The organism is Ruegeria lacuscaerulensis (assembly GCF_013034745.1).
In the GTDB taxonomy this organism is placed as follows: Bacteria; Pseudomonadota; Alphaproteobacteria; order Rhodobacterales; family Rhodobacteraceae; genus Ruegeria; species Ruegeria lacuscaerulensis_B.
Window position 1 is genome coordinate 210,352 of record NZ_WQGP01000002.1, and the last position, 23,505, is coordinate 233,856.

Below are 23,505 nucleotides of genomic sequence, written 5' to 3' on the forward strand. Positions count from 1 at the left end.
TCAGTCTGCCCGATCAGTTCGGGATCAGATCCGGCACGATGGTCACGATGGTCGGGAAGAACCAAAGGATACCAATCCCGACTACCTGAATCAGCACGAATGGAATGATCCCGCGATAGATATGACCTGTTGTGACCTCTTTAGGCGCAACGCCCCTTAGGTAGAACAGCGCGAACCCGAAAGGTGGCGTCAGGAACGAGGTCTGCAGGTTCACCGCCACCATGATCGTCACCCATTTCGGATCGAACGACCCGCCATAGATCACCGGACCCACAATGGGGATCACGATGTAGATGATCTCGAGGAAGTCCAGCACGAAGCCCAGAATGAACAGCACCAGCATCACGATCAGGAAGACCGTAAACTCGTTGTCAAAACTGCGCAGGAACTGCTGGATATAGTGTTCCCCCCCGAACGAGATCACCACAAGGTTCAGCAACTGCGAGCCGATCAGGATGGTAAAGACCATCGAGGTCACCTTGGCCGTCTCGCGCACCACGGGCGTCAGAACCCCGCTGGTGAACAAGACCCAGCAACCAAACAGCAGGCCGAACAGGGCAAACAGGTAGGCGCCATAGGCCACGATGAAGGCAATCCAGGTCTCGACGCTGACATCGCTCTGGTTGATGCGCAGATCGAAGTTCACGCCCATCAGCAAGGCCACGATCACGGCCAAAGTCGCCCAGATGATCACCTTGGCCGAGCGGCCCTGATCCTGCAGCTTGCGGTAAGCGGCCAGCATGATCGCCCCGCCTGCCCCCAGCGCCGCAGCGGGCGTCGGGTTAGTCACACCACCCAGGATCGAGCCCAGAACCGCGATGATCAGAACCAGCGGCGGGAAGACCACACGGATCAGATCATTGGTCGCACAGCGCGCGGCGGCCTCTTTGCAGCCATAGATGGCCAGCGCAAACGGCACCGCCAGCAGCACAAAGGTCACACCCGAGGACGTGGTCGGAGCGATGAACAGCACATCGAACAACAGCATCAGCAACAGGCCGATGGCCCCTACGATCAGCGGCTGCGCCGGCTTCGATGGCGCGATGCCGCGACCCATGACCAGCGTCAGACCCAGCAGCACGACCATGACGGCCACACCGGTGCCGATCGGCGCAGCCGAAGCGATCTTGGCTTGCTGCGCAGCGGCCAGTTCCTCTTCGCTTAGGCGGGTCGACTCGGCGGCCCCACCTGCGGCGTCGATGGCCTCTTGCTCGGCTACGGCCTGATCCCAGGCCAGTTGCCCATGCAGGTCGATCATCGAGGCTTTGCATTCCTCAGACACGTTCGTGCGCAGCGATGCGCCCTCACCGATATCCGAGAAAGCCGAGACGCCGATATTCTGGCTTCCGACAACACCAGCACTGCTCAGAACCATCATGCCCACGATCAGCGCAACCGGTGCACCCAGCAACCAGGTCAGACCTTCGGCACGGGTGATCGGCTCACCACTACCGCCTGACATTTCAACGGCCGGGGCCTTTTCCGGATTCAGCAGCGCATAGCCAAAGGCATAAAGCGCATACAGCAGCGCCAGCATGATCCCCGGCAGCAAGGCAGCCTGAAACAATGTCCCAACCGAGACCACAGCGGGCTCACCCAGATAGGTCAGCGCGTCTGTACAACCCGCATCCTGCGCGCGGGTTTCCTGCGCGGTCGAATACAGGTCTCCTGCCAGTGTCCCCAACAGAACGATCACGATCGAGGGCGGAATGATCTGCCCCAGCGTTCCCGAGGCCGCGATCACACCGGTCGCCAGTTCCGGCGAGTAGTTGTTGCGCAGCATGGTTGGCAGCGCCAGCAGGCCCATCGTCACCACGGTCGCACCCACGATCCCGGTCGAGGCCGCAAGAAACGCCCCCACAACCACAATAGACACAGCCAGACCACCGGGCAGCGGGCCAAAGACACGCGCCATCGTGGTCAGCAGATCGTTTGCGATCTTCGAGCGTTCCAGCGTGATACCCATCAGGACGAACATCAGAACGGCCAGCAGGGTTTCAATCGACTGACCGGCCAGCACGCGTTCGTTCATACGGTTCACGATGAATGACACATTGCGGTCCAGCGCGGTTTCCCAGCCCTGCACAAAGACCGGTTCGGCGATCCTTGGTAAGTCCGGGAAGCGGAACACTGATACCGTTTCCGGTTTGACCCCCGAATTGACGAGGTCCCGGTACGCTTGGGAGCCGGTATCAATTGCCTGGTGGATCAGCAGCCCCGCACTGTCCAGCGCAGCGATGATCCCGAAGGAAATGATCCCTGCCCCGCCGATAGCAAATGCCACCGGAAAACCGGATAGGATGCCTCCGAAAAGGCAGAAGAATACGATAATGAGGCCTATCTCGACGCCATCAAGTCCGAATAGCATAGTCTTGGTCTCCGTCCTTAATGCGTGCCTTCGAAGGCTTCTTCACCCTCACCAAGGCTGTCCTTGTCGAGGTATTTTCCGGTGCTCTCGGACCCTTCCGAGTATTCCAGGAACGAGCGGTAGAGGAATGCGATGGCGTGCAGGAACACCATGGCCGCAAATGCCACCAGCAGGATCTTAAACAGGAAGTAGGCGTTGAACCCGTTGGGGCTGAAACCGATGGTTTCCACGTTCCAGCGCAGCGCGCGGGATTTGGCGACCAGGCGGTCCAACGTATCACTGGCCGAGGGTTTCGGCACGATCAGGTGCCGCCACATGAAGTACCAGCCATACATCCAGGTCAGCACGGCCATGGGCATCATGAACAGAACCGCCCCGCACATATCGACCACACGCTTGGCCCGGTGGCTGATCCCGGCGTAGATCAGGTCAACGCGTACATGCCCGCCCTGAACGAAAGTGTAGGTGCAGCACAGGCAGACAACCACGGCGTTATAAAGTTTAAGTTCTTCCGCGAACCAACTGATATCTTGCGTAAACGGGATACCCAGGCCAAAGGACATATCGGGCCGGGTAAAGACCCGCTGCATGAACACGATGACGATCTGCTGGATCACCATCAGCAAGCCGGCCCAGGCGAAAAAGCGGCCGGTTGTGTTGGCGAAACCCTCAAGGACCCGCACCATTCCCCACATGAAGTTGCGGTAATACAGTCCAACTGCGGTCAGAACCAAAAAGAAGGTAAAGACCACAAAGAAGAACTCGACCGAACCGCCGTAATAGACAAAACGCATGATCGACGCCTTGTCCGACCAATCCAGCCAGAGTTGCGGATGCGTGATGGCATATCCGAAATTATAGAAAGCTTCGGCAATGTTCTGAATGAGCCATAGCAGCCCATTCCACAGGGCGCCGAAGAACGAGATACCGTTATCGTCCTGCATGTTGTCCCCAGGTCGCGTCAGTTGCACGAGGTGTTATCGCGGGCTTGTCCAAGCCCGGCACGTGCAACGGGAAAGGTTTCCCCGCACAGGGCGGGGAAACCATTTGGTCGTGAGTAGGTTGCTTAGCCGCGAACGCGGTCGCGCTGCGTGGTGTAGGCACCCGAGGACAGGTTCTGCCACGCCGAAGATGCTGCCATCGACGACATTGCGCTGTCGTGGATTTTCTTGAACAGCTCGTCGCCCATGTTTTCGTCCAGAACTTCCTGGCTGGCCTGACCGAAGGCATCCCAGACGCTGTCGGGGAATTCCAGAACCTTCACGCCACCCGACTGCAGGCGCTGCAGCGCCGCGCCGTTGTTGGCCAGGAATTGCGCCAGGTTCCACTGGTGTGCTTCACCAGCTGCGATCTCGATGATCTTCTGCTGTGCAGGTGTCAGTTCGTCGAACACGTCGCGGTTCGTTGCCAGCGACAGACCTGCGCCCGGCTCGTGGAAGCCCGCGGTGTAGTATGTCTTGGTGATTTCCTGGAAACCGGCCTTTTCGTCCGCCCAGGGGCCAATCCACTCGGTGCCGTCAATCGCACCCGAGGACAGCGCCTGATACACTTCCGAGCCCGGAATGTTCTGAACCGATGCGCCCAGCTTGCCCAGCGCCTGACCACCCAGACCCGGCATACGGAACTTCAGACCTTGGAAATCCTCGGGGCCGTTGATCTCTTTCGAGTACCAGCCACCTGCCTGCGCACCGGTGTTACCCGCCAGGAAGGATTTCAGGCCGAAGATCGAACCCAGCTCGTCATGCAGCTCCATGCCGCCATCATGGTAGTACCAGTTCACAAGTTCCTGCGCGGTCATGCCGAAGGGCACGGCAGTGAAAAACGCATAGCCCGGATGCTGACCTACGAAGTAATAGTCGGCAGCGTGATACATGTCGGCCTGACCGGACGACACCGCGTCAAACACTTCGAAGGCACCAACCAGTTCGCCAGCGGCCTTGATTTCGACATTCAGGCTGCCGTCGGACATAGTGTTGATGCTGTCGGCACAACGTTGCGCGCTGTCGAACACGCCCGCCAGACCGCGACCCCACGAGGTCACCATGGTCAGGGTGCGTTTGCCCTGTGCATAAGCCGGAGCTGCCAGCGTGGTGGCCGCAGCAGCCGAGCCGCCCAGAGCAGATGTTTTTAGAAATGAACGACGATCCATATGAGTGTTCCTCCCCTACATAGTCCAATCCCCCGAACTTTGCGGGGGCAGTCGTTTTCAGTGCGGCCAGCCTAATGACGGGAATTTGAATGTGAATACCTACTACTACGTAGGATTGCCGGTTTTTGAGGTGGGTGCGGGACAAAACCGGTAAATCTGGGGCCCATTTTCCGGCGAAGCGGGCGACGTCACGATCGGAGACCCAAAGATTTTGCATTTTGACGCCTGCTTGCGTAACGATTCGACCATGAGGGGAATCCGCAATCTGATCTCGCTGACCTATGGCCAGAAACTGTCGCTTGTGGCGGCCATTCCTCTGTTGGTGGCCGTGGCAGCGATTGCATTCTTCGTCACCTACGAGGCCCGCGCCACCGCCGAGCGTGAAATTCAGGCGCTGGAACGTCGCCTGATCGAAGCCAAGAAAGAAGAGCTGCGCAACTACGTCACGCAGGCCCGTAACGGGTTCGCCTATATCTACGGCCGCGCCTCGACCGACGACAATGTGGCTCAGAATCTGGTCACGCAGATTCTGTCGGCCATGATCTACGGCAAGGATGGGTTCTTCTTTGTCTATGATTACGACGGCAACAATCTGGTCAGCCCGCGTCAGACCCAGTTCATCAACCGCAACTGGGAAGGTCTGACCGATAGCGACGGCACCCCGATTGTGGACGAGTTCATCCGCCTCGCCCGGCAGGGGGCTGGTTGGCACAGTTTCATGTGGCAAAAACCGTCGACCGGGGAAGAGGCGCAGATGATCGCCTATGTGGTTGGTCTTCAGGATTGGCGATGGGCCGTGGGCACAGGGGTCTTCATCGACGATATCGTCGCCACCGTCGCCAATGCCCGCGCCGAGGTCGAAGCCCGCGTGCAGCGCACCTTTGCCTATATCGGCGGTATCGTTCTGGCCGCCGTTCTGATCGTGTTTGCCTCGGGCATGTTACTGAATTTCCGCGAACGCAGGCTGGCGGATGCCAAGCTGAAAGAGCTGACTCAACGCGTGTTTGACGCGCAAGAGGAAGAGCGCGGACGGGTGGCCCGTGAGCTCCATGACGGGATCAGCCAGATCCTGGTCGGTGTGCGCTATGCGCTGGACAATGCCCGCCGCCGGCTGACGCGCGGCGATGACGCAGGCGCGCGCGACCCGCTGGACAAAGGGATCGACCATCTGGGCACCGCGATTACCGAGGTCCGCCGCATCAGCCGTGACCTGCGCCCCGGCGTGCTGGACGATCTGGGTTTGGGCCCTGCCCTTAAGGCACTAACCGATGATTTCCGCGAGCGTACGGGGATCGAGACCGAGTTCTCGACCGTCGTGTTTCGCAACCGTCTGGATCAGGACAGCAAGATCGCACTCTACCGTATCGCGCAGGAGGCGCTGACCAATATCGAGCGACATTCCGGCGCAACCAGCGTCACCATCGACCTGCGCGGCCACAAAAAGGGCGCGACCATGCGGATCACCGACAATGGCCGCGGTTTGCGCAGCGCACCCAGCGATGGCAGTGCCGGGATCGGGCTGCGCAACATGCAGGAACGGATCGAACAACTTGACGGATCGCTGCGCATTCTGTCATCACGCGGCCCACGCAGCGGAACAGTGATCGAGGTCAGCCTACCTCTCAGCCACTTGCTGCCGCCGCAGGAAGACGCAACCCCAAACCGAAAGGCCGGAACATGAGCGACACCACGATCCGGGTTCTGATCGTCGATGACCATCCAATGGTTGCCGAGGGGATCCAGTCGATATTGGAAAGCTATGACGAGATCGAGGTGGTCGGCACTCTGGGTAGCGGGCAGGATGCGGTCGATCAGGTGGCTGGGTTGCAGCCGGATGTCATTCTGATGGACCTCAATATGCCCGGCCTCGGTGGCCTCAGCGCGACCGAGATCATTCTCGAACGCCTGCCAGAAACGCGCATCCTGATCCTGTCGATGCATGATAGCCCGGAATATATCTCGACGGCGCTCAGCCACGGGGCCAAAGGCTATGTCCTCAAAGATGTCCCCACAGATAAAATCAAGCAGGCCATCGACGCTGTCATGCGTGGCGAGCAATATCTGTGCACCGGTGCCAGCGGCTCTCTTGAGCCCAAGGGCGACAACACGCGTGAGGCTCTGACCGGGCGCGAACAAACGATCCTGCTGGAACTCGCACAGGGCAAGTCCAACAAAGAGGTCGCTCACACACTGGACATCTCGGTCCGTACGGTCGAGACACATCGCAAGAACATCAAACGCAAGCTGGGGATATCCTCGACCGCCGGTCTGACCCGCTACGCGCTGGAACACGGCGTCTTGCAGGGCACCAGCCCAGGGTTCTGACCGCAGCGCGGCACGCGCTGCCCGGCCCAACCGGCGAAGATACGCCGCAGGCGCATCGACAACGGGCGGGAGCCCCGCCCGCTTCAGTCGAGCAAACGGTCCTGCCGCAGCCCTTCCCGATCTAGATGATGTTGCTGCACCCGCCCATAAAGCTGCCGGGTTCGTTCGACGCTGCCGCACATCCCCTCGGCCTCAACGAATGAAAAAATACCCACGTAGCGACGTTGCGTCCCGGTCACCGCTGCGACCCGATGCAACGCGTACCGGCCCTTGAAGATCTGAAGATCGCCGGGTTGCAACTCCAATTGCCGGACCCGCGCCCTTTCCCCGCCAAGCACGGCTGAGACGGCTGGAAAATTCTCGTCCGTTGGGCTGCGCAGGTTCGGTACATATTCGAATGCGCCACCCCCTTCGCCGTTTTGGATGGCCAAAGTCACGGTGAAATTGTTAGTATCGAAGTGCCAGGGAAAGCCCTGCCCTTCCTCCACCACATTGATGATCACATCCGCCAAAGGATCGTCATAGCGAAAGAAACAGTCGTCGGGCTCATCCAACGCTGCGCGAATAAACGGCAGGAAGTCTGCGCATTCGTAAATTCGTCGCAACGGCCCCGTTTTTGCGAAATTGTCCGCTGGCACAAAGGCGTTTGAGCGGTCAAAAAACTGCCGAACCGGGTGATTTCGATCCAGCGAGGGTTCATCACGGGTAAAATAGGCATTGGTTCGGCTGAATGAACGATGGGCGTGCTCGGCCACCATATCGGCCTCTTGTCGCAAATGCGCGACTCCGTCGGAATGCACAAACCCTGGCAACACCGCGCAGCCATCCTGATCCAACTCACGCCTCAGATCGCTGATCAACCGCTCATATGCTCGAGAGCCCGGGCAATCTATCGGATACCGTCCAAGGTCAATAAGATCGTGCATGATATCCCGCCTCCATCGCCTATATGCTCGGGTCCACGTTGCCCCAGCATGTTGCCGCTATCATGCTCGTTTCGGACATCACTTTGACACTTTCCGACACGGTCAAATCGCAGAGTCGCGTGGATTTCCCTCCAGGTTTTCCCGAAAATTCCCATCATGCGGCAATCTGCGCAATAAAATGTCGCAAAATTCACTGCCTGAGATAGAAAATTGGTGCGATTGCCTGTTGACGCCCCGTCGCGCCGCTCATAATGTCCCTGCACGCAAAAAAGGAGCCTCTGGCGATGAAAGCGCTAGTCGTAATCGTAGGAAACACGCGCATGGGCCGGTGACGGTAAACCATAATTCAACCCATGCGCCTCCGAAAATCTCGGGGGCTTTTTTTTGGCAACACGCAAGACACATGTCGCGAACGGAGCAAAGCAGATGACACGTGAGATGACCGGCGCAAAGATGGTGGTTCAGGCCCTCAAGGATCAGGGCGTGGACACGGTATTCGGATACCCCGGCGGCGCCGTGCTACCGATCTATGATGAGATTTTTCTGCAAAACGACATTCGCCACATTCTGGTGCGTCACGAACAAGGGGCTGTGCACGCCGCCGAAGGGTACGCGCGCTCGACCGGCAAGCCCGGCGTTGCGCTTGTAACCTCAGGCCCCGGTGCCACCAATGCAGTAACCGGCCTGACCGATGCGTTGCTGGATTCGATCCCGATCGTGGTTCTAACCGGTCAGGTCCCGACCTTCATGATCGGCTCGGACGCGTTTCAAGAGGCTGACACCGTTGGCATCACCCGCCCCTGCACCAAGCACAACTGGCTGGTGAAGGATACGGATTCGCTTTCTGAGACCATGCACGAGGCTTTCCACGTCGCCACCTCTGGCCGCCCTGGTCCTGTGCTGATCGACATTCCTAAGGACGTGCAGTTCGCCTCGGGCGACTATACCGGCCCGAAACCTTCGACCTCACATTACCAGCCAGTTTTGAAAGGCGATCTCGAAGAGATCACCGAACTGGTTGCCGCGATTGAGACGGCGAAAAAACCTGTCTTCTACACGGGTGGTGGCGTGATCAACTCGGGCCCCGCGGCCAGCCAGTTGCTGCGCGAGCTGGTGGATGCAACCGGCTTTCCGATTACCTCGACCCTGATGGGACTGGGGGCCTATCCGGCGTCGGGCGAGAACTGGTTGGGTATGCTGGGAATGCATGGTCTCTATGAGGCCAATCTGGCGATGCATGACTGCGACCTGATGATCAACATCGGCGCACGTTTCGATGACCGGATCACCGGGCGCATTGATGCGTTCTCGCCGAACTCGAAAAAGGCGCATATCGACATTGATCCGTCGTCCATCAACAAGGTGATCCGCGTCGATATCCCGATTGTCGGGGACGTGGCACATGTGCTGGAAGATATCCTCAAGGTCTGGAAAGCACGTGGGCGTAAAACCGACGCAGCGGCGGTTAAACAATGGCAGTCGCAGATCGCGGATTGGCGCAAGGTCAACTGCCTGGCCTATACCAAAAGCGAAAAGACGATCAAACCGCAATACGCGCTGCAACGTCTTGAAGAGCTAACCAAAAACCACGACCGCTATATCACCACCGAGGTCGGCCAGCACCAGATGTGGGCAGCACAATATCTTGGGTTCGAAGACCCCAACCGCTGGATGACATCCGGTGGTCTGGGCACCATGGGCTATGGCACTCCGGCCTCGATCGGTGTGCAGATGGCGCATCCCGACGCGCTGGTAATCAATGTCGCGGGTGAAGCCTCTTGGCTGATGAACATGCAGGAAATGGGCACCGCCGTTCAGTACCGCCTGCCCGTGAAACAGTTCATCCTGAACAACGAACGTCTGGGCATGGTACGCCAGTGGCAGGAATTGCTGCATGGCGAGCGGTACTCGCATTCGTGGTCCGAAGCCCTGCCCGACTTCGTCAAACTCGCCGAGGCCTTCGGGGCCAAGGGCATACTGTGTTCCAACCCCGCCGATTTGGATGACGCGATCATGGAGATGATCAACTATGACGGCCCTGTCATCTTTGATTGTCTGGTCGAAAAGCACGAAAACTGCTTCCCTATGATCCCGTCGGGCAAGGCCCATAACGAAATGCTGCTGGGCGAGGCCGAAACGCAGGGCGTGATCGACTCCAAAGGTTCGGTTCTGGTTTAAAATGATGACAGACCACGAAAAACAATTGGTTTTCCAGAGGCTTCGGAATCGACAGATCGAAGCATTGGAACTTGCTTCTTCCTGGTCTGCCCAACTTTCGTATCAAAACGCAGCTCCTGCTATATCGGTCGCTAATGAAGTGATCAATCAATGGGACGACACTTGGTTCAGCGATGAAACAAGCTGCCCCGAACCGATCTATACGAAACCTGAAGAAACCGCGCTAAGAGAATACTCACGTGTATTGGCAGACCTTTGTCAACGCACACCATCGCCTCTTCCTGAACTAAGCACAGTCTTCGCGCTTAGCGAATGGAATGAACTAAGGGAAGCCGCGCAATCCTCGTTGAAGGTTATGATGATCCGCGGCAAATTCTAAGATGACGCTCTACTAGAGGAAGCCGACTAATGTCTGCCCTACATATCAAACAAGGCTCCACCCGCCATTCGGCCTATAACCTGCGGCCCACCTTCTCGGACGTGCAGGAACGGCACACGATTGCGGTTTTGGTCGAAAACGAACCGGGTGTTCTGGCTCGCGTGATCGGGTTGTTCTCGGGCCGTGGATATAACATCGAAAGCCTCACCGTGGCCGAGGTCGATCACACCGGCCACCTGAGCCGCATTACCATCGTCACCACCGGCACGCCGCAGGTGATCGAGCAGATCAAGGCCCAGCTTGGTCGCATCGTATCGGTCCGGGATGTGCACGATCTGACGGTCGAGGGCTCATCGGTCGAGCGTGAGCTGGCCATCATCAAGGTCGTGGGCGAAGGCGACAAACGGGTCGAAGCTCTGCGTCTGGCCGATATCTTCCGCGCCAATGTAGTAGACAGCACCCTGAATTCGTTCATTTTCGAAATCACTGGGGCCCCGGACAAGATCGACGCCTTTGCCGACCTGATGCGCCCGCTGGGCCTGGTTGAAATCGCCCGTACCGGTGTCGCGGCCTTGCTGCGTGGTGACTGAATGAATTGCCCCGCCCATTGCATGTAAGCATAGGACGGGGCTAAACATTCACAAAACTGCAGACAATATGCAGTTATGTCTGTTTATTTTTACGTAACAGAAAATAATCGAATAAAAGATTATACAAATAAAAATAAAGCCTATTGCCTTTGTGGTTTAGCGCGTTAGCTTCGTCACGTAACGTGGCGTTTCTATGCGCCTGTTGGGGTCCTAAGTACGATTTCAGAACATGCGCGACCGTTTGGTCAGACATGGTACGGTTTCACAAAAACACTTGAATACCGGGACAGAAATGACCAACGACACCCGCAACCCTGCTGACTTGCGCAGGATGTTCGGCGCAAACCTCAGGCAGCTCGCGCAGCAATACCCCTCTGTTTCCGAACTCTGCCGTCAGCTTGGCATCAACCGGACTCAATTCAACCGGTATTTGGGCGGAGAGAGCTTTCCCCGCCCCGATGTTCTGGACCGCATTTGCCGGTTCTTCGATGTCGACGCCCGTATTCTGCTGCACCCTCTTGAGGCATTGGACAAGGCCCCTCTACACCCTGCCGCTTCGGCCCTGACCGAGTTTCTGGGCTCGGGGCCCACGACGTTGACCGAGACGCTGCTGCCCGCCGGATTCTATTCTGTGTCAGAGACGGATCTTGAAAACCCCTTCCCGTCCCGGCGCCGGCTGCTGCACGCCCGCCGCCTGCCCCAATGCACCCTGATTCGCAGCTTCGAGCCCCCCTCGGATGGCAAAGACAGTTCAGCCAAAGCGCGCGAAGTTCAGGGGATCGCCGCTTGTGCCGGTCATCAAATCTATATCCTGATGTCCTGCCGCGCCGCCCAGAACAGCCGCATCTACCTGGTGACTCGCAATTCGGACTCGCAAGAAGAGTATTGGCGCGGCGTGGCAATCTGCCTGTCCAAGACGAATGCAAATGCGACCACCATGCGCAAACTCCAGCTGCGCCATCTGGGCACCAAACCGACCGAGGCATTGCCCGCCGCCCGCACCGCGCGCAGGTTGGAAAAGCCGCTTTAGGTAAGTCCTTCGGCCTCTGTAATCTGACGGTAAAGATGCCAGCTTGCATGCCCCAATAGCGGCAATACTATCAGCAAGCCAAGAAACCAGGGGATCATGGCGACAAAGGTCAGAACGGCGATCAGCACCCCCCAACCCAACATGACCGGCAGGTTTGCACTGACATAGCTATAGCTTGCAATCATCGCCGTAACGAAATCCAGTTCGCGGTCCAGCAGCATCGGGATGGACAAGACGGTGATCATGTAAAGCACGGTCGCGAAAACTGCGCCCACCGCCGTGCCCACCGCCAACATGGTCAGCCCATTGGCCGTCAGATACACCTCGACTGAAGTGGATACGTTGGTCATGGTCGACAACCCCATGAATAAAGCAAAGATCATGTGACCCAGAAAGAACCAGAACAGGAACATGACCACGATGATTGCGCAGATCGACGGCAACTGACGCCGCCCCTGCTGCGCCACGACACCAAAGATCGCGCCATAATCCAAAGGCTCCCCCAGTTCCAACCGGTGAGAGACCTCATACAGCCCCACCGCCGCGAAGGGGCCCAACAGCGGAAACCCGATCGCCGCCAGCACCAGCCAGTACGAAGTCTGAGTCTGTATTGTTACCCAGGCAATCGCCCAGCCGGCCAGCACATAGAACCCTGCAAACAGCAGCCCAAAAACCGGCGCGCGGCGAAAATCAGCCCAGGCACGGCGCAGGGATTCGCGCAGCATCTCACGGCTGACCGGTCCCATTTTCGGAACGCCAAAGGGTTTCTCCATCACATTCTCCTCCCCTCATCCGTCCTTCTATCAGGCCGGTCTTTTCTGCGGCCAACGCGTGACCTCATGATACGCCGCCCCAATGGACAGAACCTGCCCATCGGCCCCTTTGGGTCCAAAAATCTGCATCCCCATCGGCAGCCCCTCGGCCCCGAACCCGACGGGCACGGACAAGGCAGGCAGACCAATCAGACTGACAGGCACCATGACCTGCATCCAGCGATGATAGGTGTCCATCTTCACCCCTGCGATTTCTGTTGGGAACGGCGTGTCGAGCTCAAACGGCCAGACTTGCGCAGATGGCAGCACCAACATGTCATAATCAACGAACACCTCTGCGGCCTTGCGATACCAGTCCGAGCGAATGACGCTGGCGCGATGCACCTGCATCGCCGTCAAGGCCAAGCCCCGATCCAGCTCCCACTGCGCGGTGTCTTTCAGCTTAGAACGGTGTTCAGTCAAAGGCCTCAACCCGGCGGCCACGCTCCAGGCGCGTAGCGTCACCCAACTATCCCACATCAATTCCGCTTCGAATGGCGGCGCAAGTGGTTCCACTTGCGCGCCCAGATCCGAAAACACCGCAAGGGCCTGCGCGCATTGATCCAAAATTCCGTCTTCAAACGGAAAGGCACCGCCCCAATCCGCCAACCAACCAATCCGCAGGCCGCGCATATCGGCGGGTCTGACCCGTGAAACCGGCGTGCAAGCCGCAGATAACGGCTGTCCCGCGTCCGGCCCTGAGATCACGTCCAGCAACACGCCCAAGTCCTCAGGGCTGCGTGCCATAGGCCCCAGAGTCGACAACTGATGCAAATACCCGTCCCCTTCGGGTTGAGACGGAACGCGGCCCCAGCTTGGTCGAAACCCATAAACATTGTTCCAGGCCGCTGGGTTGCGCAAGCTGCCCATCATGTCTGACCCATCCGCCAGCGCCAGCATCCCCGAAGCCAATGCCACTGCGGCTCCGCCAGAGGAACCTCCGCAGCTACGCTCAGCATCATATGGGTTGCTCGTCGCCCCATAGACCGGGTTGAACGTGTGCGACCCCAAACCGAATTCCGGCGTATTGGTCTTGCCGATCAGAATGGCCCCCGCCGCCCGCAACCGTGCCGCGATCAGATCGTCAGCCTCCGGTACATGCCCTGCAAACAGCGGCGAGCCTTGGGTCGAGGCCATCCCGGCCACATTGACCAGATCCTTGACCGCCATCGGCAACCCATGCAGCGGGCCCCGTCGCGGACCTTCATCCATCGCCCGCGCCTCGGCCATCAATTCGGCCTCATCCCGCAGCGCCACGATGGCGTTCAATCGGCCATTGACCGCCCCGATCCGCTCCAGCGTCAACCGCATGACATCCGCAGCCGAGACCTGCCCCGATGCCATTGCGCCCAAAAGTTCAGTTGCGGTGATTTGGCTCAGTTCCATCCCGGTCCCATCGGCAGTCATATCGCGTCAATACGATCAGCCTAACGACCCCGCCGCACCATTTAAACCCACTGTTTAAATGTATCTTTTCCGGTCCACCGCCGCGCGAGGATCCCCTTCATCTGGCCCAAAATATCCCGGGGGAGTCGCGCGCACGCCCGGCGGGGGCAGAGCCCCCTGCCAGACTTATTCACCTTGCGCTTCGGACCGGGACTTGCCAGCCACATCCAGCGCCAAAGTCGCCGCCATGAACCCGTCCAGATCCCCATCCAACACGCCCTTTGTGTCCGAGGTCTCATGGTTGGTCCGCAAATCCTTCACCATTTGATACGGTTGCAACACGTAAGACCGGATCTGGTTGCCCCAACCCGCATCACCCTTGGCCTCATGCGCGGCGTTGATATCCGCGTTCCGGCGGTCCAACTCTTGCTGGTAGAGGCGCGATTTCAGCGCCTTCATGGCGATGTCCCGGTTCTGGTGCTGCGACTTCTCGGAACTGGTCACAACGATTCCGGTCGGGATGTGCGTGATCCGCACCGCCGAGTCCGTGGTGTTCACGTGCTGACCACCCGCGCCGGATGACCGATAGGTATCAATCCGAATATCCGCCGGGTTCACCTCGATCTCGATATTGTCATCGACCACCGGATAGACCCAGACCGAGCTAAAGGACGTGTGTCGCTTGGCCGCCGAGTCATAAGGCGAAATCCGAACCAGCCGGTGTACGCCGCTTTCCGACTTCAACCAGCCATACGCGTTGTGACCCGAAATCTTATAGGCCGCCGATTTGATTCCTGCCTCTTCGCCCGCGGTCTCGGATTGCAGCTCGACGGTGTAACCCTTCTTCTCAGCCCAACGCACATACATTCGCGCCAGCATTGAGGCCCAGTCACAGCTTTCCGTCCCACCCGCGCCCGAGTTGATCTCAAGGAAGGTATCGTTGCTGTCGGCTTCGCCGTCCAGCAGGGCTTCTAGTTCTTTCTTGGCGGCCTTGGCCTGCAGCGCCTTGATCGCGCCCTCGGCGTCGGTAACGACCTCTTCGTCCTCTTCCATCTCGCCCAGTTCGATCAACTCGATATTGTCACTCAGATCGGTCTTGATGGTTTCATAGGTCTCAATCGCATCGACCAGCATCTGCCGCTCGCGCATCAGCTTCTGTGCATTCTCGGGATTGTCCCACAAGTTCGGATCTTCAACACGCGCGTTGAATTCCTCAAGACGATGAGGTGCGGTCTCATAGTCCATGCGCTGCGCCAGCAGCTCCAGCGATTTTTCGATTTCCGCCACGATATTCTGGGTTTCGGCGCGCATGGTCAGGTCCCAACTTGCTCAATCAGGCTTGCGTGATAGCAAGAGGTTGGGGCCACCACAAGACAGCGGAGGCCGCAAACCAATCAGGTGTCAGTAAAGACCGCCAGTTGCCACATCGCCCTGGCTGGCGTTGGGTCCGACGGTGACGGTGTTCCCGGTCGAGGTTGTCACCTGACGACCCGAGCTGGCCTCTTCAAACAAAGGCAGATCCGATCCCATCGCAAATCCACCGTCATAGACACGGTCGATAAACCCATCGACACCATCGCGGAAATACTCGGCCACCACATAGTCACCGGTCGCCTCCGGTGGCAGGCGCGCGCCGCTGAACCGGTCAATCTTGATGAAATGACCACCCTCTGGAACCTCGAAAGGACCGCCGCCATATTTCTCGGTCGCGGTTTCCATAAAGCTTTGGAAAACCGGGCCGCACATGGTGCCGCCATAGGCTCCCCGCCCCATGGGACGCGGGCGGTCGTAACCGATATAGCAGCCCGCCACGATGTTCGAGGTAAAGCCGATAAACCACGCATCCTTCGAATCGTTGGTGGTGCCGGTCTTGCCGGCGGTCGGCACAGGCAGGTTCACAAAAGACGACGCCGTTCCACGATCCACCACACCCTTCATCATCGAGGTCAGCTGATAGGCGGTGATCGCATCCATGACCTGCCAACGGTCAGTGACGATGGTCGGCGACTCGTCCGGCTCCAACCAGGCCGAGTTGCAGTCCAGACATTCCCGGTCGTCGTGCCGGTAGATCGTCTTGCCGAACCGGTCCTGAATGCGGTCAACCAGAGTGGGTTCGACCCGCTCGCCGCCATTGGCAAACATCGCATAGGCTGCGACCATCTTATAGAGCGTCGTCTCTTCGGACCCCAGCGAGTTCGCAAGAAACGCCCCCATGCGGTCATAGACCCCGAACCGTTCGGCATAGCCCGCGACCACCGGCATCGTGACTTCTTGTGCCAGACGAATGGTCATCAGGTTCCGCGACTGTTCAATCCCGGTCCGCAAGGGCGTCGGACCGTAGAATTTGTTCGACGAGTTCTTGGGCCGCCACAGACCTTGCGGCGTGTTCACCTCAATTGGGGCATCCACAACGATGGTGGCAGGGCTATAGCCACTGTCCAGCGCCGCGGCATAGACAAAGGGTTTAAAGCTCGATCCCGGCTGGCGCTGTGCCTGCGTGGCGCGGTTGAACACCGAATCCTGATACGAGAACCCGCCCTGCATTGCCAGAACACGGCCCGAGTTTACGTCCATCGCAACAAAGCCACCCTGCACTTCGGGCACCTGACGGGCGGACCACTGGCCCTCTTCCCCGGCCATTACCAGAATGACGTCGCCGCGCTTGAAGTTGTCAAAGAAGTTACCTTGCATCCACTGGATGTCAGAGCGAGGAACGATGCCGTCAGCCGGGCCGTCCTCGATACCCACGGTCAGGGACTGATCGGCTACGTTCAGCACAACGGCCGGATACCATTGCGTCGGCAGTTCCACGTCGCGGGGGATTTCCATGATCGCCAGCGCCTCGCGCCATTGCGCTTCGTCTGCCAGGGCATCTTCGGTAATCACCTCACCCGTACCGCGCCATTTCCCACGTGATCGGTCGTATTTCTGCAGCGCCGTGCGCAGGGCCTTGGCGGCCTCGACTTGCATTTCCTCATCCACCGAGGCGCGGACGGTGAAGCCACCGGTAAAGAACTCACCCTCACCGAAATCCTCGCTCAGCTGACGACGGATTTCGTCGGTGAAATAGTCACGCGGCGGCAATGCGGTACGGAAGCTTTCGAAATCGCCGTTTTGGACCGATCGCAGCGGTTGCGCCACCTCGGCCTCATAGGTGGCCAAGTCGAGGTATCCGTTCTGATTCATCTCGCGCAGCACATAGTTGCGTCGCGCCAGCAGGCGCTCTTTCTCGCGCACCGGGTGGTAGTCTGAAGGCGCCTTGGGCATCGCCGCCAAGGTCGCCGCCTCATGCGGGGCCAGTTCCTGCAGTGTCTTGTTGAAATAGGTCTGCGCAGCCGCCGTCACACCATACGAGTTCTGCCCCAGAAAAATCTCGTTCATATAGAGTTCCAGGATCTGTTCCTTGTCCAGCGTATCCTCAAGTCGGGTGGCGAGGATAATCTCCTTGATCTTGCGCTCGGCGCGACGGTCGCCGGACAGCAGAAAGTTCTTCATCACCTGTTGGGTGATGGTCGACGCACCACGCACGTTTTCACCCTTGGATTTCACCGCCTCAACGCCAGCTGCGATGATCCCGCGCGGGTCATAGCCTTGGTGCGTGTAAAAGTTCTTGTCCTCGGCCGAGATAAAGGCCTGTTTCACCAGATCAGGGATTTCTTCTGAAGGCGTGAACAGGCGGCGTTCCTGCGCGAATTCGTCGATCAACTGACCCTCACCCGAATAGATCCGGCTAATCGTGGGTGGTTTATACTGCGCAAGTGATTCATGGCTGGGCAGGTCGCGCCCATACATCCAGAAGATCGCGCCAATCACCAGCGCGGCCATGAAAAACCCAAGGGTCACGAGGCTGAAGATCGCCCCAAAGATCGAAAATATGAAACGGATCACGTCACTGCCTTTTGCTCGCGGTGCCGCCTATATAGGGACGCCCGCGCGTTGGGTCAAAACACGATGCCCCATATTAGCCGTTTTGCGCCGTAGGGTCACTGGCCAATCAGGGATCGGCGGATCACATCCTGCTGACGCCAGACTTCAAGCCCGTCGCGGATGCCATGTGCCATACCCAAGCGCCACTCTGGATTATTGATGTTTTTCCAGTCTCTGGGACTGGACAGAAAGCCAAGCTCGATCAAAACCGAAGGGATGTCAGCTGCTTTGAGAACGGAAAACGAAGCGGTGCGGATCGGGTGGTTGTTCATCGGCCCGCCCTGCTGCGTCATGCCATTGGCCAGCGCTGCGGCCAGCGCATCGGTGCGCGGTTTGGTTTCCTGACGCGCCAGGTCCAGAAGAACATCGGCGACCTGATCGTCGGCCCCGCTAAGGTCGATGCCCGAGATCAGATCACCCCGGTCATGCCGCTCGGCCAGTTTGTGGCTGGCCACGTCCGAAGCCTCTTCCGACAGGGTATAGACCGCCGCCCCATGAGCGCGCCCTTCCGACAGGATATCTGCATGCAGTGAGATGAACACATCCACGCCCGCCCGGTGCGCCAGCGCGATACGGCGCTCCAGCGACACGAAATGATCATCGGTTCGAGTCAAAACGATCTCGTAGCCCCCCGTGCGCAAAAGAACTTCGCGTAATTCGCGGGCGAAGGTCAGCATCAGGGTCTTTTCGTCCAGCCCGTTTACCTCGGCACCCGGATCAATGCCGCCATGGCCGGGGTCCAGCATCACCCGCAGTGGGCGCAGGCCATCCGCCTCTTGATCTGGCGCGGACACCGAGGGTTCGGGCAAGTCCCACTCCGGTTGGCGGGGTGCTCCGGCGCTGGCGACAAACGTATCAAAGTCGGTTCCCTTCAAGTCAAGCGTCAGGGCCGCCGTCCCCGTTGCCTCTTCGATCCGCAAATCAGCGCTTTCGACCGCCAAGGGGGCGCCAAGGTCCAACACCATGCGCGACCATCCGGGGACATAGGCCCCGAATTGCACGCCACTGATCCGATCCGTCTGCAAGAAATCCGCATCTTTCAGCCCGGTCCAATCGACCTCCTGAAAGTCCAGAACCATCCGGTAGGGGTCGCGCAGCGTGAACACACGGTAGGGAACCCCTTGGCTGAGCCCAAGCTGCACCCGCACGCCCGAGCGCCCCTCATCCACGATGCGGCTTTCATCGGGCAACACACGGGCCAGCGCGCTAAGTTCATGCGCAACCGCAGCCCCCGTCAGCGCCCAGATCAGCACTATGGCGTAGAAAATCCTGCTCATGGCCTCAAGTTATCCCGAGATCGTTTGACCAGCAGACTAGCGCAGCCGCGCCGGTTTGTGAACGCTCTACCCCAAATTGCCCCGCTCGGTCATAAAGATGCGCAATCGGTCCAGCCCCTCACGGATATCAGAGGTGGAGCGGGCATAGGAAAAGCGCAAGGTGCCGTGGCCGCGTTCGGGATCGAAATCCAGACCGGGCGTGACGGCCACGCCGGCCTTGTCCAAAATCTCGGCCGCAAAGGCGCGGCTGTCGTCGGTTAGGTCGGATACATCGGCATAGACGTAAAACGCCCCGTCCGGTGGTGCGATATTGGTGAACCCGGCCTTGGGCAGACCTTCCAGCATCAAAGCGCGGTTCTGGCGGTAGACGTCCAGATTGGCTTGCAACTCATCCTCGCATTCCATCGCAGCCAGAGCCGCCACCTGACTGGCATGCGGCGCGCAAATGAACATGTTCTGGGCGATCCGCTCAACCACACGCACTTGATCCTCGGGCACGACCATCCAGCCGACACGCCAGCCGGTCATCGAGAAATACTTGGAAAACGAGTTGATCACATAGCATTCATCCGTCAGCTCCAGCGCGGTGACGGCTTTGGCCTCATATTCCAGCCCATGGTAAATCTCGTCGCTGATGAAGGATGCGCCCTGCCCCTGCGCCGCCTCGATCAGCGCGCCCATGGCCGCGTGGTTCAGCATGGTGCCGGTCGGGTTTGCAGGAGAGGCCACCATCAGCCCTTGCAGATCGAGCCCGGCGAAATCCGCAGGCACAGGCTGCAATCGGTTTTCAGGCGCGGTTGGCAAATCAACCGGAACCAAGCCCAGAGCCTTTAGGATCTGACGATAAGACGGGTAGCCCGGAGCGCCGATTCCGACGCGGTCGCCGCTGTCGAACAGGGCCGTGAACGCCAGCAGAAACGCGCCCGAAGAGCCCGGCGTCACGACAACTCGATTGGGATCTAGATCGACATTGTACCATTCACCATAAAGCTGCGCGATCCGCTGTCGCAGCGCGGGCATTCCAAGCGCCACAGTATAACCCAAAGGGCTGTCCTGCATGGCCTTCGCCAGTGCTTCGGTCGCGCCCTTGGGGGCTCCGGTTCCGGGCTGGCCGACCTCCATATGGATGATGTGGCGACCCGCCTCTTCGGCCTTTCGTGCGGCCTCCATCACGTCCATCACAATAAACGGATCGACGCCGGACCGGGTTGAGTTTCTCATGCCCATCTCCCATGTTGCTTGTATGGCTTTTGAGCGTGTATCCAGGCTGGCGTCAATCCCGGCCCTGTTTCTATGTGTGATGACTTGGTTCGTCAGCGCAGCTCAAACCAATGCGCAAAGCTTGATCCGCGACCCCGACATCGAAAACGGCCTACGTGAACTGGCCTTTCCTGTGCTGCGGGCCGCCGGACTGAACACCAATCGGGTGCAAATTCTGGTCGTTTATGACAGCACATTCAATGCCTTCGTCATCGACAACAACGCGATCTATCTGAACTACGGCCTGATCCTGTCCGTGGACACCCCTGAGATGCTGCAAGCGGTGATCGCGCATGAGGCCGCCCATATTGCCAACGGCCATCTCGCCCGCCGGTTCGAAAACCTGAAAGCCGCCAAACGCAATGCCGGGTTGGGAACAGCGCTTGCGCTGGCCGTTGCCGTCGCCGGAGGTGGTGAAGCAGCGGCAGGTATCGCTGCGGGCACCTCGAGCTCGGCTTTGCGCAGTTTTCTGGGGCACACACGGGCCGAGGAATCCTCGGCCGACCGCAGCGCAGCAAGCTATCTGCGATGGGCAGGTATTTCACCCAGCGGGATGGTTGCCCTGCACCAGAAATTCGTGGGTCAGGAGCTGCTGAGCGAGGCCAATCAGGACCCCTATATGCGCTCGCACCCCACCAACCGCGATCGTCTGCGCGCGGCCCAGACGTTTTTAGGGGAATTTGGCGCGTCTGCGGTCCCCAACGCGCAGGCAGAATATTGGTTTGCCCGCGTGAAAGGAAAGTTATCCGCCTTCCTGCGCGCGCCCTCGTGGACATTGCGACGCGCGAAAGAGGAAACCGCGCAAGACATTCGCCTGATGCGCGAGGCGGCGGCCCATCACCAGAACCGCAATCTTGCGGAGGCGAGGGGCGCCATTGACGGCGCCTTGGCCATTCGCCCCGACGATCCTTATTACTATGAACTGAAAGGCCAGATCCTGCTGGAAAACCGTCAGTTGCCCGAGGCCGTTGCGGCCTATGGTCACGCGATGGAGATGGCACCAAACAACGCCTTGATCCTTGCAGGCTTCGGTCGCGCGCTTTTAGCACAAGATCGGACGAAAGACGCCCTGCAAGTGCTTGAAAAGGCACGCGCCCGCGACCATCGCAACACTGGCTCTCTGCGAGATCTGAGCGTGGCATATGCGCGGGTCGGCAACACTGGCATGGCCTCAGTCGTTACGGCGGAAAGATATGCCTTGCAAGGCAAGCTTACCGATGCAGGTATTCACGCAAGACGCGCTCTCGGGCAACTACCCGAGGGTTCAACAGGTTGGCAACGGGCACAGGATGTGCTGATTGCCTCGGAAAACGCAAAGAAATCGAAAAGGAAACGGAAATGATCCTCAGACATGCTGCACCGGCCCTTCTGGGGCTTTCCCTGCTTGCCGCCCCGGCGCAGGCGTTGGACCTCAACACCATGAGCGATGCCGAGAGAGAGCAGTTCGGCGCGCAGGTACGTGCCTATCTTCTGGAAAACCCCGAGGTCATCATCGAAGCGATCAACATCCTTGAACAACGCAACGCTCAGGCCGAGGCCGCCGCGGATCAAGAACTGGTCGCAGTCAATGCCGACGAGTTGTTCAATGATGGCTACAGCTGGGTGGGTGGCAATCCCGATGGCGACATCACGCTGGTCGAATTCATGGACTACCGCTGCGGCTATTGCCGCCGGGCCGTCCCCGAAGTGGCCGAGCTGTTGTCCGAAGACGGCAATATCCGTCTGGTGATCAAGGAATTCCCGATCCTGGGCGAAGCCTCGGTGATCTCTTCGCGCTTTGCCGTGGCCACCAAGCATGTGGCGGGCGATGACGCTTATAAGCTGGTGCACGATGCTCTGCTGGACTTTGGTGGTGAGCCGAACGAGGTTTCTCTGCGCCGTTTGTCGGATGGTCTGGGGCTGGATAGCGATGCCATTTTGGCAGCGATGGACAGCGATCGTGTGACCGATGAGATCAACCAGACCCGCGAATTGGCGCGGCGGATGCAAATCCAAGGCACACCGTCCTTCGTTCTTGGCACCGAAATGCTGCGCGGCTATCTGACTGCCGACCAGATGCTGCAAATTGCAGACGCCGTGCGGGCTGAACAAGGCTAAGTTTAAACACAGGCGGCGCGCAATAGTGCGCCGCCCTATCCCTTACCGATCGGCTACAGCCATCGGAATTTCACGCAGCAATTTTCGCCGAAGGGCTGCGGCATAGTCCTCATACCCCGCCGCAATTTCCACAAAAGCGCCCTGCCCTGAAATGACGTGCTCGACGTAGTAGGCCAGCACCTCGGGCTCTGCCCCCTCGATCACCAGCGCATTCACGGTGACACCTTGCATCACCTGCATCTCGCGCGCGACATGGGGGCGAAAGCCGTTATTGTGTTTGCCGTCCCCTGACACATCTATGACGCGCCGACGGCAATCGGGCCCATAGTCGAACATCAACGCTCCGAACGCGACCGCCGGGCCTATGCCGGTTCCACCCGTTGCACTTCGAGGGGCCGCCAGAACCTCGGCAGCGATCGATTTCAACCCTGCCACCCCTTTGACCAGACGCCAGGCCGAAATCTGCGTCTGCTGGCGCGAGTCTGACCACTCATACACCATCAGGGCCACGCCACCGGGCTGGGCCGAAATCGCCGTTACAACGTCAGGGTCCAGCAAGGCAGCGGCGACGCCATCGCGTTGCAACTGATGTTCGGCCTCATCGACGCTGCCCGACACATCCAACGCAAAAGCCAATGCCAATTCACACGCGCGGGCCGCGCCGATGGAAGCGGTCCACATTAGTAGAACAAGGACGAGTGTAGCCTTCATAGGCCCGACTTGGCCCCAGAACGGCGGGACCTGTCAACACAGACCGGTTCACCCTGTCGAGAACACATCCCTCCCCTGAACCGCGCGCTT

At 59.1% G+C, this 23,505-nt stretch carries 19 protein-coding genes; 8 read left to right on the forward strand and 11 right to left on the reverse strand.

All coding sequences use genetic code 11. The features are described from left to right. Positions 1 to 13 precede the first annotated feature (13 nt). The 3 genes from GOV79_RS04585 to GOV79_RS04595 form a co-directional block, all read right to left on the reverse strand. A complete protein-coding gene (locus GOV79_RS04585) occupies positions 14 to 2,368 on the reverse strand; it encodes a TRAP transporter large permease (protein ID WP_170788761.1) in 2,355 nt (784 codons plus the stop codon). 17 nt (positions 2,369 to 2,385) lie between these two features. Continuing rightward, positions 2,386 to 3,312, reverse strand: a complete 927-nt coding sequence (locus GOV79_RS04590; protein ID WP_170788762.1) for a TRAP transporter small permease subunit — start codon at positions 3,310 to 3,312, stop codon at positions 2,386 to 2,388. Between the two features lie 122 nt (positions 3,313 to 3,434). Next, positions 3,435 to 4,517: a TRAP transporter substrate-binding protein gene (locus GOV79_RS04595; protein ID WP_170774558.1), complete on the reverse strand. Its 1,083-nt coding sequence runs from the start codon at positions 4,515 to 4,517 to the stop codon at positions 3,435 to 3,437. A 247-nt stretch (positions 4,518 to 4,764) separates the two neighbouring features. Between GOV79_RS04595 and GOV79_RS04600 the strand changes: the two genes are divergently transcribed. Both GOV79_RS04600 and GOV79_RS04605 read left to right on the forward strand, forming a co-directional pair. After that, positions 4,765 to 6,198, forward strand: a complete 1,434-nt coding sequence (locus GOV79_RS04600; RefSeq protein WP_170774560.1) for a cache domain-containing protein — start codon at positions 4,765 to 4,767, stop codon at positions 6,196 to 6,198. Then, complete coding sequence (locus tag GOV79_RS04605) at positions 6,195 to 6,842, forward strand: response regulator transcription factor (protein ID WP_170788763.1); 648 nt, start codon at positions 6,195 to 6,197, stop codon at positions 6,840 to 6,842. The genes GOV79_RS04600 and GOV79_RS04605 overlap by 4 nt, the downstream gene beginning before the upstream one ends. Before the next feature lie 83 nt (positions 6,843 to 6,925). On the opposite strand, the gene GOV79_RS04610 is transcribed toward GOV79_RS04605, so the two are convergent. After that, positions 6,926 to 7,768, reverse strand: a complete 843-nt coding sequence (locus tag GOV79_RS04610) for a HalD/BesD family halogenase (protein WP_170788764.1) — start codon at positions 7,766 to 7,768, stop codon at positions 6,926 to 6,928. A gap of 426 nt (positions 7,769 to 8,194) precedes the next feature. On the opposite strand from GOV79_RS04610, the gene GOV79_RS04615 reads away from it, so the two are divergent. From GOV79_RS04615 to GOV79_RS04630, 4 genes are all read left to right on the forward strand, one after another. Beyond that, entirely contained in the window at positions 8,195 to 9,946 is a 1,752-nt protein-coding gene (locus GOV79_RS04615; protein ID WP_170788765.1) for an acetolactate synthase 3 large subunit, read from the forward strand. Between the two features lie 4 nt (positions 9,947 to 9,950). Then, the gene (locus GOV79_RS04620; protein ID WP_170788766.1) at positions 9,951 to 10,325 is read left to right on the forward strand and encodes a hypothetical protein; all 375 of its coding nucleotides are present in this window, start codon (positions 9,951 to 9,953) and stop codon (positions 10,323 to 10,325) included. A 29-nt stretch (positions 10,326 to 10,354) separates the two neighbouring features. Then, the gene (gene ilvN, locus GOV79_RS04625) at positions 10,355 to 10,915 is read left to right on the forward strand and encodes an acetolactate synthase small subunit (protein WP_170774568.1); all 561 of its coding nucleotides are present in this window, start codon (positions 10,355 to 10,357) and stop codon (positions 10,913 to 10,915) included. A 292-nt stretch (positions 10,916 to 11,207) separates the two neighbouring features. Next, positions 11,208 to 11,945: a helix-turn-helix domain-containing protein gene (locus GOV79_RS04630; RefSeq protein ID WP_170788767.1), complete on the forward strand. Its 738-nt coding sequence runs from the start codon at positions 11,208 to 11,210 to the stop codon at positions 11,943 to 11,945. Here GOV79_RS04630 and GOV79_RS04635 read toward each other — a convergent pair. From GOV79_RS04635 to GOV79_RS04660, 6 genes are all read right to left on the reverse strand, one after another. Further along, positions 11,942 to 12,718 (reverse strand): DUF2189 domain-containing protein, encoded by a 777-nt coding sequence (locus GOV79_RS04635; RefSeq protein WP_170774571.1) that lies wholly within the window; start codon positions 12,716 to 12,718, stop codon positions 11,942 to 11,944. The two genes, GOV79_RS04630 and GOV79_RS04635, sit on opposite strands and share 4 nt — an antisense overlap. 30 nt (positions 12,719 to 12,748) lie before the next feature. After that, positions 12,749 to 14,143, reverse strand: a complete 1,395-nt coding sequence (locus GOV79_RS04640) for an amidase (protein WP_170788992.1) — start codon at positions 14,141 to 14,143, stop codon at positions 12,749 to 12,751. A 186-nt stretch (positions 14,144 to 14,329) separates the two neighbouring features. Continuing rightward, positions 14,330 to 15,454, reverse strand: coding sequence for a peptide chain release factor 2 (gene prfB, locus GOV79_RS04645; protein ID WP_170774573.1), 1,125 nt, complete (start codon positions 15,452 to 15,454; stop codon positions 14,330 to 14,332). 90 nt (positions 15,455 to 15,544) lie between these two features. Then, positions 15,545 to 18,031 carry a penicillin-binding protein 1A gene (locus GOV79_RS04650; protein ID WP_170788768.1) on the reverse strand — a complete coding sequence of 829 codons (2,487 nt, stop codon included), beginning with the start codon at positions 18,029 to 18,031 and terminating at the stop codon, positions 15,545 to 15,547. A gap of 95 nt (positions 18,032 to 18,126) precedes the next feature. Next, the gene (locus GOV79_RS04655; protein ID WP_170788769.1) at positions 18,127 to 19,347 is read right to left on the reverse strand and encodes an N-acetylmuramoyl-L-alanine amidase; all 1,221 of its coding nucleotides are present in this window, start codon (positions 19,345 to 19,347) and stop codon (positions 18,127 to 18,129) included. 66 nt (positions 19,348 to 19,413) lie between these two features. Then, positions 19,414 to 20,568: a pyridoxal phosphate-dependent aminotransferase gene (locus GOV79_RS04660; protein ID WP_170788770.1), complete on the reverse strand. Its 1,155-nt coding sequence runs from the start codon at positions 20,566 to 20,568 to the stop codon at positions 19,414 to 19,416. Between GOV79_RS04660 and GOV79_RS04665 the strand changes: the two genes are divergently transcribed. Then, positions 20,567 to 21,949, forward strand: a complete 1,383-nt coding sequence (locus tag GOV79_RS04665; RefSeq protein ID WP_170788771.1) for a M48 family metalloprotease — start codon at positions 20,567 to 20,569, stop codon at positions 21,947 to 21,949. The genes GOV79_RS04660 and GOV79_RS04665 overlap by 2 nt on opposite strands. Then, positions 21,946 to 22,704, forward strand: coding sequence for a DsbA family protein (locus tag GOV79_RS04670; protein ID WP_170788772.1), 759 nt, complete (start codon positions 21,946 to 21,948; stop codon positions 22,702 to 22,704). The genes GOV79_RS04665 and GOV79_RS04670 overlap by 4 nt, the downstream gene beginning before the upstream one ends. Before the next feature lie 42 nt (positions 22,705 to 22,746). Here GOV79_RS04670 and GOV79_RS04675 read toward each other — a convergent pair whose 3' ends face one another. After that, on the reverse strand, positions 22,747 to 23,415 hold the full coding sequence (locus tag GOV79_RS04675) for a DUF1194 domain-containing protein (protein ID WP_170788773.1): 669 nt from the start codon (positions 23,413 to 23,415) through the stop codon (positions 22,747 to 22,749). Positions 23,416 to 23,505: the final 90 nt, after the last annotated feature.

Bases quoted from the DNA above. Each gene is read 5' to 3' on its own strand.
- GOV79_RS04585 (WP_170788761.1), bottom strand. From the start codon at position 2,368: ATGCTATTCGGACTTGATGGCGTCGAGATAGGCCTCATTATCGTATTC.
- GOV79_RS04590 (WP_170788762.1), bottom strand. From the start codon at position 3,312: ATGCAGGACGATAACGGTATCTCGTTCTTCGGCGCCCTGTGGAATGGG.
- GOV79_RS04595 (WP_170774558.1), bottom strand. From the start codon at position 4,517: ATGGATCGTCGTTCATTTCTAAAAACATCTGCTCTGGGCGGCTCGGCT.
- GOV79_RS04600 (WP_170774560.1), top strand. From the start codon at position 4,765: ATGAGGGGAATCCGCAATCTGATCTCGCTGACCTATGGCCAGAAACTG.
- GOV79_RS04605 (WP_170788763.1), top strand. From the start codon at position 6,195: ATGAGCGACACCACGATCCGGGTTCTGATCGTCGATGACCATCCAATG.
- GOV79_RS04610 (WP_170788764.1), bottom strand. From the start codon at position 7,768: ATGCACGATCTTATTGACCTTGGACGGTATCCGATAGATTGCCCGGGC.
- GOV79_RS04615 (WP_170788765.1), top strand. From the start codon at position 8,195: ATGACACGTGAGATGACCGGCGCAAAGATGGTGGTTCAGGCCCTCAAG.
- GOV79_RS04620 (WP_170788766.1), top strand. From the start codon at position 9,951: ATGACAGACCACGAAAAACAATTGGTTTTCCAGAGGCTTCGGAATCGA.
- ilvN (WP_170774568.1), top strand. From the start codon at position 10,355: ATGTCTGCCCTACATATCAAACAAGGCTCCACCCGCCATTCGGCCTAT.
- GOV79_RS04630 (WP_170788767.1), top strand. From the start codon at position 11,208: ATGACCAACGACACCCGCAACCCTGCTGACTTGCGCAGGATGTTCGGC.
- GOV79_RS04635 (WP_170774571.1), bottom strand. From the start codon at position 12,718: ATGGAGAAACCCTTTGGCGTTCCGAAAATGGGACCGGTCAGCCGTGAG.
- GOV79_RS04640 (WP_170788992.1), bottom strand. From the start codon at position 14,143: ATGGAACTGAGCCAAATCACCGCAACTGAACTTTTGGGCGCAATGGCA.
- prfB (WP_170774573.1), bottom strand. From the start codon at position 15,454: ATGCGCGCCGAAACCCAGAATATCGTGGCGGAAATCGAAAAATCGCTG.
- GOV79_RS04655 (WP_170788769.1), bottom strand. From the start codon at position 19,347: ATGAGCAGGATTTTCTACGCCATAGTGCTGATCTGGGCGCTGACGGGG.
- GOV79_RS04665 (WP_170788771.1), top strand. From the start codon at position 20,567: ATGCCCATCTCCCATGTTGCTTGTATGGCTTTTGAGCGTGTATCCAGG.
- GOV79_RS04660 (WP_170788770.1), bottom strand. From the start codon at position 20,568: ATGAGAAACTCAACCCGGTCCGGCGTCGATCCGTTTATTGTGATGGAC.
- GOV79_RS04670 (WP_170788772.1), top strand. From the start codon at position 21,946: ATGATCCTCAGACATGCTGCACCGGCCCTTCTGGGGCTTTCCCTGCTT.
- GOV79_RS04675 (WP_170788773.1), bottom strand. From the start codon at position 23,415: ATGAAGGCTACACTCGTCCTTGTTCTACTAATGTGGACCGCTTCCATC.